This window comes from Paenibacillus sp. cl141a (assembly GCF_900109305.1).
GTDB classification, from domain to species: Bacteria; Bacillota; Bacilli; order Paenibacillales; family Paenibacillaceae; genus Paenibacillus_AQ; species Paenibacillus_AQ lautus_A.
In genome coordinates, this window is the sequence record NZ_FNZO01000002.1 from 553,027 (window position 1) to 566,089 (window position 13,063).

Annotated in this window: 12 protein-coding genes; 10 read left to right on the top strand and 2 right to left on the bottom strand. The window is 52.7% G+C overall.

What is annotated here, in order from left to right; translation table 11 throughout:
* The first annotated feature begins 12 nt into the window (after positions 1–12).
* The 10 genes from BMX45_RS07700 to BMX45_RS07745 all read left to right on the top strand — a co-directional run bounded on the left by BMX45_RS07700 (position 13) and on the right by BMX45_RS07745 (position 10,834).
* Positions 13–1,446 (top strand): bifunctional metallophosphatase/5'-nucleotidase, encoded by a 1,434-nt coding sequence (locus BMX45_RS07700; RefSeq protein ID WP_090909172.1) that lies wholly within the window; start codon positions 13–15, stop codon positions 1,444–1,446.
* A gap of 70 nt (positions 1,447–1,516) precedes the next feature.
* Positions 1,517–2,341 (top strand): undecaprenyl-diphosphate phosphatase, encoded by an 825-nt coding sequence (locus BMX45_RS07705; RefSeq protein ID WP_090909173.1) that lies wholly within the window; start codon positions 1,517–1,519, stop codon positions 2,339–2,341.
* Between the two features lie 108 nt (positions 2,342–2,449).
* Positions 2,450–3,553 carry an HD-GYP domain-containing protein gene (locus BMX45_RS07710; RefSeq protein ID WP_090909174.1) on the top strand — a complete coding sequence of 368 codons (1,104 nt, stop codon included), beginning with the start codon at positions 2,450–2,452 and terminating at the stop codon, positions 3,551–3,553.
* A gap of 12 nt (positions 3,554–3,565) precedes the next feature.
* Positions 3,566–5,827, top strand: a complete 2,262-nt coding sequence (locus BMX45_RS07715) for an MMPL family transporter (RefSeq protein ID WP_090909175.1) — start codon at positions 3,566–3,568, stop codon at positions 5,825–5,827.
* A gap of 137 nt (positions 5,828–5,964) precedes the next feature.
* On the top strand, positions 5,965–7,104 hold the full coding sequence (gene yfkAB, locus BMX45_RS07720) for a radical SAM/CxCxxxxC motif protein YfkAB (RefSeq protein ID WP_009595820.1): 1,140 nt from the start codon (positions 5,965–5,967) through the stop codon (positions 7,102–7,104).
* A 25-nt stretch (positions 7,105–7,129) separates the two neighbouring features.
* Positions 7,130–8,461 (top strand): hemolysin family protein, encoded by a 1,332-nt coding sequence (locus BMX45_RS07725; RefSeq protein WP_090909176.1) that lies wholly within the window; start codon positions 7,130–7,132, stop codon positions 8,459–8,461.
* A gap of 28 nt (positions 8,462–8,489) precedes the next feature.
* Positions 8,490–9,521 (top strand): sporulation integral membrane protein YtvI, encoded by a 1,032-nt coding sequence (gene ytvI, locus BMX45_RS07730; RefSeq protein ID WP_090909177.1) that lies wholly within the window; start codon positions 8,490–8,492, stop codon positions 9,519–9,521.
* A 149-nt stretch (positions 9,522–9,670) separates the two neighbouring features.
* Positions 9,671–9,892, top strand: coding sequence for a spore coat associated protein CotJA (locus BMX45_RS07735; protein WP_090909178.1), 222 nt, complete (start codon positions 9,671–9,673; stop codon positions 9,890–9,892).
* Between the two features lie 6 nt (positions 9,893–9,898).
* Positions 9,899–10,174 (top strand): spore coat protein CotJB, encoded by a 276-nt coding sequence (locus BMX45_RS07740; RefSeq protein WP_090909179.1) that lies wholly within the window; start codon positions 9,899–9,901, stop codon positions 10,172–10,174.
* 90 nt (positions 10,175–10,264) lie between these two features.
* The gene (locus BMX45_RS07745; RefSeq protein WP_090909180.1) at positions 10,265–10,834 is read left to right on the top strand and encodes a manganese catalase family protein; all 570 of its coding nucleotides are present in this window, start codon (positions 10,265–10,267) and stop codon (positions 10,832–10,834) included.
* A gap of 125 nt (positions 10,835–10,959) precedes the next feature.
* Here BMX45_RS07745 and BMX45_RS07750 read toward each other — a convergent pair whose 3' ends face one another.
* Positions 10,960–12,315 carry a sensor histidine kinase gene (locus tag BMX45_RS07750; RefSeq protein WP_090909181.1) on the bottom strand — a complete coding sequence of 452 codons (1,356 nt, stop codon included), beginning with the start codon at positions 12,313–12,315 and terminating at the stop codon, positions 10,960–10,962.
* A complete protein-coding gene (locus BMX45_RS07755) occupies positions 12,312–12,998 on the bottom strand; it encodes a response regulator (protein ID WP_090909182.1) in 687 nt (228 codons plus the stop codon). Before BMX45_RS07755 ends, BMX45_RS07750 begins: the two co-directional genes overlap by 4 nt.
* Between the last annotated feature and the right edge of the window lie 65 nt (positions 12,999–13,063).

Sequence of the window (13,063 nt, forward strand, 5' to 3'; positions counted from 1 at the left end):
GGGGGCCGCCAGATGGGGCTTGAAAGCAATAAACAAAAGCTGACCATATTATATACCAACGATATACACAGCCATTTCGAGATGATGAGCAATGTGGCGGCACTTATTTCCCGGGAAAAGACGGCTGCCGGCGATCAGTCGATCGTGCTCGATATCGGAGACCATATGGATCGCGCATCGGTGGAAACCGAAGGCTCGATGGGGCAAGCGAATGTGGATGTCATTAATTTGACAGGATACGACGCGATTACGATCGGCAATAACGAAGGCCTGACCATATCGTATGATGTTCTGGAGCATGTATATGCCGGACTGCAGTGCCCCGTCGTTTGCTGCAACATCAGGGAGACGGAGAGCGGCAGTCCTCCTTCATGGATGAAACGGCATGTGATCCTGGAGCGGGATGGCATTTCGATCGGGCTCACCGGGGCGACGGCAGCTTTTGCAGGATTTTATCAATTGTTAGGCTGGGAAGCCGGAGACCCGGTGGAGGCCATCGCCGAACAGGTTCGGGCGCTTCAGGGCCAGTGTGATATCGTTATCGTTTTATCCCATTTAGGACTAACGATTGATAAAAGATTAGCAGAACATGTGGAAGGCATTGATGTCATACTTGGCGGCCATACCCATCACATGCTTGAGGATCCGCTAATGATCGGGAAGACAGCCGTATGCGGCGCTGGCAAATTCGGACAATACGTAGGTCGCCTCGTTATGGAGCGAAATGACGTTGGTGAACGGTTTACCTGCGTAGAGGGAACCTTGCTGCCTGTGGATAAAAGCTTGATGGAGCCCATCGTGGAGCAGGCCATCCTGAAACATCATGAGCTGGCCAAGGAGAAGTTAACCGAAGCCGTGGCCGTGATCGACCGCAGCCTGCCGATCCATTATGAGGAGGAATCGCCGTTTGCGAATCTGTTGGCTCAGGCCGTGCTGCAGCACACGGGTGCCGAAATTGCGATCGTCAATTCCGGGCAGCTGCTGGGACCGCTGCCGGAGGGTGAAATCAGCACCGGGATGCTGCATGGTTTGTGCCCGTCACCGATTAATCCCTGTGTCGTGAAATTGCGGGGAGAACACATCTATCAAGCGCTTGAAGAGAGTCTGCTTCCGGAGTTCAGCGGAAAGAAGATCATGGGCTTCGGCTTCCGCGGGTATCTGTTAGGCGGCCTGGCCGTCGATGGATTAAAGATCCGATATGACAAGGATGGAGCGCCTTACCGGAAGATCAAGCAAATCTCCTTCAAGGGACAACCGCTGGAATGGCAGCGGGAATATCATGTGGGAACGCTCGACATGTTTACTTTTAAAATCGGATACGAGACCCTGGCGCTTGGAACGGATACGGTTTATATGCTGCCCGAGTTTATTCGAGACCTGCTGCGGAGCGAGCTTTCGCGTCCCGGATCGCTTGAATCGTCCATGATTCCACGCTGGATATCCTGACAACCCCCGACTAACTTCCTTTGGCCGAGCATACATATGATGAGGACAAAGGTAAGGGGAGGGGTAGGACATGGATTTTATCACATCCATCATACTGGGGATCGTGGAAGGACTAACCGAATTCATTCCGGTGTCTTCCACGGGCCACATGATCTTGACGGCCAAGGTGCTCGGTTACGACGACCAAACGCCGATCATGAAGACGTTTGAGGTTGTCATTCAGCTGGGAGCCATTTTGGCCATCGCGATTGTTTATTGGAATCGGATTTTGAATCTGCTCGGGTGGAGCCGAAGCGAGCCGTTGACCCGGAAAGTGCCTCGGAGGCGATTGAACCTGATGCATATATTTTTGGGGATTGCTCCGGCCCTGCTGGTTGCGTTTTTTGCTAGGGATTTTATCAAAAGCCTGTTCCATGCGCAGACGGTGCTGTTTGCGCTCGTTGCCGGCGGCAGTTTTATGATTTTTGCGGAATGGTACAATAAGCATAAAGTCCAAGTGACCGCGCATGATATGGATGATTTGACATATAAGCAGGCCTTTCTGATTGGGATCTACCAGATCATATCTGTCTTATGGCCGGGCTTTTCCCGTTCGGGGTCCACGATCTCCGGGGGCATGCTTAGCGGTGTGAGTTATAAGGCATCGGCCGATTTCTCGTTTATTATCGCGATTCCCATCATGTGTGCCGCATCGGGATATGAATTGCTGGATTCTTACCGATATTTTACTTTAGATACGATTGGCGTATTTCTAGCCGGTTTTATCGTTTCGTTTGTTGTCGCTTATTTTGTCGTCTTGGCCTTCATGAAACTCATACAGAAGATAAGGCTTACTCATTTTGCGATCTACCGTTTTGGTCTCGCCGCCGTTTTTTGGCTGTTCATCATGCATTAAACAGGAGTAGACACCAGAAGGAGATCCGGCTTCTTCGTATCGTGATCCACTGAAGACTGGACGCTATATCCCACACAAGTTTCAGAATAGCAGAGGAAGTGACGGATTTTGCGTCTTATACCTATCAACGCGTTGAGGCCGGGCATGGTTCTTGGTAAGAAAATATACAATAGTGACGGTTTAATCCTGCTTGCCGAGGGCGTGGAACTGACAGCCGGGCTGATCCGCCGTCTGGGCACGCTGGAACTCGGGTATGTATACATCGAGGATCCGATGACGGAGGATATCGTGGTTCCGGAGCTGTTGACTGAAGAGACGCGGCTGCAGGCGATCCAATCGATTCGGACCAGCTTCAAGAACCTGGAGAGCCAGGCTGCTCTGAAAGGCAGCTTCCTTCATTTGGGCAAAACGTTCTCCGGGATGATGGAGTCCATTATGGATGAAATTTCGGAGCATGATGAGGGCATGGTGCTGCTGACCGATATGAATACGAATGATTACAACCTGTACCGTCATTCTCTGAATGTATGCGTCTATTCGACGGTTCTTGGCGTGTCTTACGGGTATAACCGGGAAGAGCTGAGGGTGCTCGGCCTGGGCGCCCTGCTACACGATATCGGCAAAACGCGGATCAGCCAGAAGCTGCTGAATCATCCAGGACGGCTTAGCGAGGAGGAATTTCGCGAGGTCCAGAAGCACACCGAGATCGGCTTCAAAATATTGAAGGACGAGCCCAATATTCCGCTGTTATCAGCGCATTGCGCCCTGTCACATCATGAGCGCCTGGATGGCAGCGGTTATCCCCGGGCTTTGAAGGGACCTGATATCCATGAATACGCCAAATGGATCGCGATTACGGATTCTTACGACGCGATGACCACGCAGCGGGTGTACAAGCCTGCTTTGCTGCCGCATGAAGCGGTGGAGGTCATGTACGCCGGATCGGGAACGCTGTATGAACAATCATTCCTGGCCATGTTTCGGGATCGGGTAGCGATATATCCTCCCGGGATCACCGTGAAATTGCATACGGGTGAGAATGGAGTGATATCGAGGATCCACGCGCATGTGCCGCATCGCCCCGTTGTCCGCGTATTGACGGATGCCGAGGGCACCCCGTTATCCGCGCCTTACGAAGTGGATTTATCCGAAACGCTGGCTGTTATGATCGCCGGCATCGGACAGAGCACCATAGATCAAACTGGAGCATAAGGAGGTTGACTCGTGAGACGTAACGGCCATGCAACATTGCTGCATACATGGGGGCGACTGATTTACCGCTACCGTAAAGCCATTGTTGTAACCTGGCTTATTTTGTTTTGCGTGCTGCTTCCGTTTGCTTTCAAGCTGCCGTCCATATTGCAGCATAACGGGTTTACGCCGAAGGATAGCCCGGCCCAGATCGGAATCGAGAAGCTGGAGGAGGGTCTGGGATTGTCGGCTGCCTCGCTGGATATCGTTGTTGTCAGTCGACATGATGAGAACCTGACGGCAGGGACGGCGCAGAGGCGGATACTGACAGAGCTTGCGCCTTTGCGTGACCGCCCATATGTCAGGGATATCTATATGAATATGGCAGCTCATAAGGCAGGCCAGGATCATATCGTGTCCGTGACGGTGCTGCTGGATCTGGATTCCTCTAAAGCCCTGCAGCAGTTTGAAGAGATCAAAGACTCGGTTCCCGACATCACGGGAGCGGATACGTACATAACGGGCAATACCGCCATCTTCGCCGATATGAATCAAGCCGTCAAGAGCGATATTATCCATGCGGAAATGATAGGCATTCCTGCAGCCTTGCTCATCCTGGCGGTCGTATTCGGCACATTGACTGCGGCGCTTCTTCCTTTAATCGCCGGAATTGTCAGCGTGGCAGTCACGATGGGCATTCTGTATTTTGTCGCATTGGCCGACGGCTCGATCAGCAATTTCCTTCCGAATGTCGTCACGATGCTGGGTTTGGCTGTAGGCATTGATTATGCCTTGCTGATCGTTAGCCGCTTCAAAGAAGAATTGCGGACACGGAGCGGGGATGTGGGATCCGCCCTGGCTGTCACTTGCGCAACCGCCGGCAAAGCAGTGATGTTCTCGGGTGCTGCCGTGTTGATCGGTTTTGTGGCGATGAGTTTCATCGACCTGCCGATCTTCCGCTCTTTCAGCATAGGCGGTATTACCGTTGTGCTGTTCTCGGTGCTGGCCGGCAACACGCTTCTTCCGGCTTTATTGGGGATGCTGGGCACCCGCATCGATGCGCTCCCTCTCTTTCCGGCCAAACTTCGGGCGCTTCGGGGCCGGCAGACCTCGGGCATGTGGAGAAGGATATCCGGTTTTGTCATGGCCCATCCCGTGACCATCTCTGTAGCAGCGATCTGTTTGCTGCTGGTGGCAATCTACCCGGTCCGAAACATGAGCATTGCCATCCCCGCTGCCGAAGTGCTGCCCCCCGCCTATGAATCCCGTTATGGCCACGACCTGCTTACGCAGGCTTATGACGAACGCGAATTGAATTCGATCGTTGTGGCGGTGGAGCTTCCTTCCTCCTATGCGGACCCGCAAAGCATCGAGCTGATGAAGGCGTACACGGATGATATCAGGCTCATGCCGGGCGTGAAGCGGGTAGAGAGTTATCTGAGCGTTGGCAGGGGGTCGGTGGAGGAAGTATCGAACGTTCTGTCCCGCCAAGAGATCCGCTCGCAGCTGGAGCAGCATCGTTTTGTCAGAGGGAATATGGCAGCCGTTGCCGTGACTCCGGAGCATGAGGAATCCCATTCACTCACGATGCAGCTTGTCCAAGCCCTGCGGACCATGGATACGAATGAGTTGAAGACCTACGTCACCGGAAGTCCCGCGTATAAACTGGACATCATGGAAGCCATCCAGCAGAACATTTCCTACGTCCTGGTATTTGTATTTGCGGTGACTTATATCATCCTCCTCTTCGCATTCCGGTCGATCGTGCTCCCTTTAAAGGCCAGCGTCATGAACATGCTCAGCCTGGGCGCCGGACTCGGTATCGTGGTGTGGGTATTTCAGGAGGGCATCGGTGCGGAGTGGCTGGGCGTTTCCTCTACAGGGTCCATCTTCGCGCTCCTGCCGGTCCTGATATTCTGCGTGGTGTTCGGCATATCGATGGACTATGAAGTCATGATGCTCTCACGGATCATGGAGAACTATGAACGGACGGGGGATAACGAATTCAGCACGGCCGAGGGCTTGGAGAGTACGGGCGGTCTGATTACCAGCGCGGCTCTGATTCTGGCCGTCGTTGTGGGTGCCTTCGTATTTACGGACAATGAAGTGATGAAAGCGATTGGTTTAGGACTGACAGCAGCCATTCTGCTGGACGCGACCGTGATTCGGGTGCTGCTTGTGCCTGCATTCATGAAGATGCTGGGCAGAGCGAATTGGTGGAGTCCCGCATGGTTGTTCCCGGCATCTAAGCTTGCTTCCAAGGAACGTTCAGACAAACGGGGGGAAGCCGGATGATTTCCAGCCGAACCAAGCAGAAGCCTTCTGTTTGGGTATGTTATAATCATATAATGGACATGATCAAAACCGTAGAGTACATCCAAGCAAGTTGTACTGACTGAATCGGTAATTCAAAGAAATAAGGTGAGTGAACCATGAGTAATACAGCACAGCCGTTTCCATCAGCCGTAAGGCCCATTTCGCCGAGTTATGATCCGTGGGATCCGATAACTTCCCTGCGCGAGCATGGCCGCCACGTGCTGACCAGCGTGGAAATGACAGTGACGCATCTGTGCAATATGCGCTGCGAGCATTGCGCTGTCGGTGATATGCTCGTCATGAAGGAAGCCCCGATGCTGCCCCTGGATACGATGCTGAAGCGGCTGGATGAGGTAGAGCATCTGCAGACGATCAGCTTGACGGGCGGTGAACCGGCGTTTTTGGGCAAAACGGTGGATAACGTGATTGTTCCCCTGCTCAAGTACGCCAAGGAACGGGGAATCCGGACTCAGATCAACTCCAATCTGACACTGGATATTGGCAGATACGAGAAGATGCTGCCCTATCTGGACGTTATGCATATTTCGTTCAATTACTTGAACGGGGACGACTTTTATGAGGTCGGATTTGCGAATAGCGCTCGTCCCGTTTCCAAGGAAACGGCATACAAGATGTATGACACGATGCTGGTCAATTCGGAGAAACTGAGCGCGGCCGGCATGTACATATCCGCCGAATCAATGATTAACTACAGAACGCATACGAAGCTCGGCGGCATTCATAAGCTGATCAAGGACATGGGCTGCAAGCGGCACGAGGTTCATCCGATGTATGCTTCGAACTTTGCATCCGCGCTGCCCGTCTTGTCTTTGGCCGATACGAAAGCCGCCATCCATCATTTGCTGGATGTCCGAGACAGGGACATGTGGATGCTGTTCGGAACGCTGCCGTTCTATGCCTGCAGCTCGGACGATCATGACCAGGAGATCATTCGCCGCTTACGGCAAGAACCGAACGTAACGGTTCGGAACGATCCGGACGGCCGTAACCGGGTGAATGTGAATTTATTCTCGGGCGACGTGTACGTAACGGATTTTGCTGATATCCCGGCTTTTGGTAATATTAAGGAACAGAAGCTGGATGATATTTTTGACGCATGGTCAACAGGGCATCCGTTGAATCAAACGGTCAACTGCCACTGCGATGCAGTGAGCTGCTGCGGCCCGAACCTGTTGGTAGCCGACATGTACTATCGGGGTGTGGATTTCAAGTCGAGAAAAGCAAAGACAAACTAGAACCCTAGAAAGAAGGCGTGTCATCATGGCAGAGGAATTTGAGGTCGGGAAACTGATTTTGAATTTACTCTTGGTTTTCCTGCTCGTTTTGTTGAACGGCGTGTTTGTTGCCGCCGAATTTTCACTCGTGAAAATGCGCCAATCCCGGCTGACGCAGCTCGTTAGCGAAGGAAACCGGCTTGCCGGCATTGCGCTGAAAGTAAACCAAAAGCTGGATGCTTATTTATCCGCCACCCAACTCGGGATTACCCTGACTTCCCTGGGACTCGGCTGGATCGGGGAGCCCGCCATTTCCGAATTGCTGGTAGCTCCCATCATGCACAGCATCGGCTTTGCGGATGAGCGATTGATCAGCACGATATCGGTCGCGGTGGGCTTCTGTATTATCACCTTTTTGCATATTGTGTTAGGGGAGCTTGCACCGAAATCTTTGGCTATTCAGCGGACGGAGGGCACCGCACTGCTTCTGTCAGCGCCGCTGCTCTGGTTTTACCGCATTTTTCTGCCGGTGATTTGGGTGCTCAATGCTTCCGCTAACCGTATTCTGAAGCTGGTCGGCATCGAGCCCGCAAGCGAGGCCGAGGCGGCCCACTCCGAGGAAGAGATTCGGATTCTGATGACCGAGAGCGCACGGAGCGGTGTCATCGACGAGAACGAGATGAAATTGATGGACAACCTGTTCGATTTTTCCGATTTGAGAGCCAGGGAAATTATGCTGCCGAGAACGGATATGGACGTATTGTTCACCAACTTCACCTTGGAGGAGAATCTTCGGATCGTCAACGAGACGAAGCATTCCCGTTACCCGGTTGCAACGGACAACAAGGACCGCATCGTCGGATTTGTCCACATTACGGATCTCCTGCTGGCAGAGCCGGAGCAACAGCGTGATCTGACATCCTTGGTGAGACCGATTATGGACGTATCGGAATCCATGGAGATCAGCCAAGTGCTGCGGAAGATGCAGGCAAGACATGAGCAGCTTGCGCTCGTGGTGGACGAATACGGAGGGACTGCCGGCATTCTCACGGCCGAGAAGATTCTGGAAGAGATTGTCGGAGACCTGTACGATGAGTTCGAAGATGAGCGGCCGGAAATCGAAGTGTATGATGAGTCCTTTTCGGTAGACGGGCGAATGCTCATCGAAGAAGTGAATGATTTGACCGGCTTGATGATTGATGAGCATGACGTCGATTCCATTGGCGGTTGGTTGTTCAAGGAGCTGGAAGGGAACCCGGCAGTCGGGAAGAAAACCACCTTTGACGGGGTGGTCTTTGAAGTTGAGGAATCTACCCGGTTGCGCGTAACCCGCGTCATGATTCATCAGAAGCTGGAAAGCAGCCTCACCCAGAACTAGCAAGACTCTATTTGTTAGGAAGTGGATTATGTCGATTAAGCAGCTGATCTTTATCGGTCTGGGGCTCCTGTTGCTGTACGGAATGTTTACGGTCGGAGCTCCGTTCCTGTTGGCTATCGTGATTGCTATTGCACTGGAGCCGTTAAATCGGCTCTTGATGAAAAGGCTCCGGATGAACCGCATTGCGGCCGCAACCGTGACCAGCACGCTATTTCTTCTCTTGATGCTGCTTCTGGCTTATCTGATCGGGCTTCAGGTGTTTAACCAGCTGGTCGAATACTGGAGCAGGGCTCCGCAATATTTTGCGGGGGCCAATGAATTCCTTCAGCATACGATTATTCAGGCTCAGGACATGCTGAACGGCGTTTCGCCGGGCCTTGCCGACAGTCTTACCGAATTTATGTCGAATATTTCTTCCTATGTGCAGTCGCTGGTCAATTCGGTATCTTCAACCTTCCTGTCCTTTGCGAAGACGCTGCCTAACCTGTTTGTCACGTTCATCGTATTCTGCGTGGCGGTATACTTGTTCGCGTTCAGCCTCGATACGATGCGCGAAAAGGTATTGTCGCTGTTCGACGAGTCTTCCCAGTCGCAGGTGAATGAAGTGCTGCTCAGCCTGAAAAAATCGATATTCGGCTTTTTACGGGCCCAGCTGATCCTTAGTTTGTTCACGTACGTGATCACGCTGCTCGGCTTGCTGGTATTAGGTATCAATTACCCGCTTGCCATCGCCCTGCTTGTCACGATTGTCGACATCCTGCCGATCCTTGGCGTAGGCTCCGTACTGATCCCATGGTCCATTTACCTGCTCGCGGTAGGCGATATTTTTACGGGGATCGGCTTGATTTTCCTGTTCATTCTGATTACGGTGATCCGCCGCGTGCTGGAGCCGAAGGTCATTGGGGATGCCGTCGGCATCGGCGCATTACCGGCCCTGGTCAGCATGTATGTCGGATTTAAGCTGGTTGGCGTGATCGGATTTTTTATCGGCCCCTTGGTCGTCATTATTTATTCCGCCATGCGTAAAGCGGGCTTGTTCCAAATCAAGATCAAATTCTGAGGACAACTTGATGCGAACCCTTTTCCCGGGAATATTCCAGGGAAGAGGGTTTTTTTGTCATTTTTGAGTTCATTTTCTGGGCGGAAGACATATGTTAAATACGAAGAGTCCTTGATAACGACGGATCGTAACGATAAGGAGGAATACCCTTGAAGGAAAACCCTGAGGTGCGCGTATACCAGGTATTTCATTCGCCATTTGATCCTTGCCCGCCTAAGCCCTACAGAACGTATGTGGTGCCTGTTAACCAGTTTATCGTGTTTCAACCGCCCGGCCTGCCGCAGTTTAGCCCTGCCGAGGCATTGAGACACGGAACGTTATGGCCGTCCTTGTATAGCCCGTATACCTCGCGAAAATTTAAAGGAGAGTGATCGGCCGTGAACGAAGCCAGACCTCAGGTTGGAGATCGGCAGTATTACGAAATGCTCGAGCAGCTTCAAGCATTGGACTTTGTCCTGGTGGAGCTGAATCTGTATTTGGACACCCATCCGGATGATCTCAAGAGCATCGAGCAATTCAACAGGCTGACGCAGGAAAGGACAGTGCTCGCGAAGCAATTTCAAGAGCTGTATGGGCCGCTGCAAAATTTTGGCCGTGCTTTTTCCAAATATCCGTTCGAATGGGCCCAAGGTCCTTGGCCTTGGCAGGTTTGACAGTGTTGGCTAGCGGGCTGCAGCTTTCTCCATCACCAGCATGCAGCCCTCACGAAGAGGAAAAGCGAGAACAAGGAGGCGGAAGAGCCCATGTGGGTATATGAAAAAAAGCTTCAGTATCCGGTGCGCGTAAGTAAATGTGATCCGAGAATGGCCAAATTTCTGACGGAGCAATATGGAGGCGCTGACGGCGAACTGGCCGCTGCCCTGCGTTATCTGAACCAGCGGTATACAATTCCAGACAAAGTCATCGGATTGCTCAACGATATCGGAACAGAGGAATTCGCACATCTCGAGATGATTGCCACGATGGTGTACAAATTGACGAAGGATGCAAGCGTGTCTGAGCTGGAGGCAGCCGGATTGGGTGCGCACTATGCCAATCACGATCATGCGCTATATTATGAGAACGCCGGCGGCGTACCTTGGACGGCAACCTATATTCAAGCTAAAGGTGATCCGATTGCCGATTTGTATGAGGACATTGCGGCAGAGGAGAAAGCGCGCGCTACATATCAATGGCTCATCGACATGACGGATGACGTGGATTTGCAGGACAGTCTCAAATTTTTGCGGGAACGTGAAATTATTCATTCCATCCGCTTCAGGGAAGCCGTAGAGATCATCAAGGAAGATCGGGCAACGAAAAAAATATTCTAAGCGGGAGAGGATATTGTTTCGACATCCGAATGTATAAACCATGACAGGCCCGGTCGATATCTATCCGGGCCTGTCATGGTTTATGTTTGATCTGATTTATGGGGGCTGTGTTATCCCGTGCGTTTCTACTGATCCGAGTGATCATGATAGGGCAGCCGGACCCTAAACGTAGTTCCTTGCCCCAATTTGCTCTCTGCCTGAATGGTGCCTCCATGAGATACGATGAATTCCTTGGCAATCGCAAGACCTAGTCCCATGCCGCCTTGATGCCGCGCACGCGCTTCATCCGTGCGGTAGAAGCGGTTAAAGAGATAAGGAAGATGCTCTTCTTCAATCCCTGTGCCCGTATCCCGAATATCAATCCGAAGCATGCCGGATGGGGAGTCCTCTAACAGCGAAACATGGACAAGCCCGCCATGGGGCGTATACCGGATCGCGTTGACGAACAGATTCAGGAACACCTGGGTGATTCGGCTCGGATCAACGGGTACGGAGGTGCGTTTCGTAGCGCTTGTCAGTCGCAGGGCCAAGTTCTTAGCCTCCGCCTCAGGCTCTAACCGTTCCCGTATTTGACTCAGCAGAACCAGCATATCCGTTGGTTTTCGAACCAGCGGCAGCTGCTTCGCTTCGGCTAAAGATAATTGATGGAGGTCACCCACGAGCCGGGTTAAGCGAATCAATTCGTCCTGGATGGGAAGGAGCAGTTCGGGCTCGATCGGCTGCCGGTTCTGTTGAAGCAGATCCAGCTTTCCCCTCACGATAGTCAGCGGTGTTCGAAGCTCATGGGCGACGTCAGCCACCAAATTGCGGCGGACCATTTCCGATTGTTCGAGCTTGGAAGACATTCCGTTAAAAGCGACGGCGACCCTCCCGTATTCGTCCTCCGAAGTGACGGGGGCCTGAATGCCGTACTCGCCTTGACCGAGGCGTTCGATGGCCGGGACGAGTTTCCGCAGGGGCGCCGTGAGCCTGCGCGATATCCAGTATGCCGCGCCGAGGGATAGCAGGACGAAGAGGATGGTGCCTACGCCCAGCAGAATGATGATGGATGTGGGCGTGCCGATCCGAAGCTTGGTCAGGTTTGCCACATCCGTATCATAATAATACAGCTCCGCGACCGTCTCGCCTTCAACATGTAACGTTCGCTTTACCCCCAGTCGTTTGATTAGCTGCTCAACAGCCTCCCCCTCATGCAAGAGGGTTTGTTCCCCGGATACCAGCAGGATGCTCTCCTGGCGGTCCTCCGAACGGGGACTGTCCGCTAACCATGCCTGATCCTGAACGGCACGGAAAGCATGCCCATTCTTTACGTAGTAGCCGACCAGCCGGTCCTGGAGCTGATCCAGCTCTTCTTCGCGAGAGGTTTGCAGCATGACATCCATGGAATCGCGGATCACGATATAAGTAAGAAGGACGAAGATGGTGCTGAAACCGATAATGAACGACGAGAGGACGATGAAGATTTTGCGGCCCACGCTCATGGCTGCTGCTCAAACCGGTAACCGAATCCATACACCGTTTTGATAAAAACGGGCTCGGCCGGGTCATCTTCGATTTTTTTGCGGATCCGGCTGATATGGGCGTCCGCGGTCCGTTCATCATTGTGGATATCATCCTCCATGGCCGCCTGAAGCAGCTGCAGACGGCTGTATACCACGCCAGGCCTGGAAGCAAGGGTCAGGAGGAGCTTGAATTCGGTAGGTGTAAGCAGGATCTCCCGGTCATGTTTCCATACCCGGCATTGGGTTTCCGAGATCGTTAAATCGCCGCGCTTCAGCATATCTTCAGTAACTGATTCGCCTTCTATTCTGCGATGGACCGACCGAATGCGCGCAGCCAGCTCTCGCAGGGAGAAAGGTTTGGTCATGTAATCGTCGGCGCCTACCTCCAGCCCGATCAGCTTATCGGTTTCCTCAATCCGGGCGGTAACCATAATGATGCCGACACGGCTTGATTTTCTGAGCTCCCGGCATACTTCAATGCCGCTTAATTCCGGCAGCATCCAATCCAATACGACCAGCGCCGGCTTGGCGTCTCTCGCTTTGGCCAAAGCCTCCGTGCCGGTCGCAGCGGTAATGATGTGAAATCCCTCCTGACGGAGGAACGGCTCCATAAATTCAATAACTTTCCGTTCATCGTCCACAAGAAGCAAGGTATGTGCCATGCAAGCATCCTGCCTTTCCATTGATTCGTTAGGTTCAGCGGTAAATCCACCCCATTATATACGGT

What these genes read in the sequence shown, in the direction of transcription:
- BMX45_RS07755 (WP_090909182.1), bottom strand. Translation starts at nt 12,998, where the DNA reads ATGGCACATACCTTGCTTCTTGTGGACGATGAACGGAAAGTTATTGAA.
- BMX45_RS07745 (WP_090909180.1), top strand. Translation starts at nt 10,265, where the DNA reads ATGTGGGTATATGAAAAAAAGCTTCAGTATCCGGTGCGCGTAAGTAAA.
- BMX45_RS07750 (WP_090909181.1), bottom strand. Translation starts at nt 12,315, where the DNA reads ATGAGCGTGGGCCGCAAAATCTTCATCGTCCTCTCGTCGTTCATTATC.
- BMX45_RS07705 (WP_090909173.1), top strand. Translation starts at nt 1,517, where the DNA reads ATGGATTTTATCACATCCATCATACTGGGGATCGTGGAAGGACTAACC.
- ytvI (WP_090909177.1), top strand. Translation starts at nt 8,490, where the DNA reads ATGTCGATTAAGCAGCTGATCTTTATCGGTCTGGGGCTCCTGTTGCTG.
- yfkAB (WP_009595820.1), top strand. Translation starts at nt 5,965, where the DNA reads ATGAGTAATACAGCACAGCCGTTTCCATCAGCCGTAAGGCCCATTTCG.
- BMX45_RS07700 (WP_090909172.1), top strand. Translation starts at nt 13, where the DNA reads ATGGGGCTTGAAAGCAATAAACAAAAGCTGACCATATTATATACCAAC.
- BMX45_RS07725 (WP_090909176.1), top strand. Translation starts at nt 7,130, where the DNA reads ATGGCAGAGGAATTTGAGGTCGGGAAACTGATTTTGAATTTACTCTTG.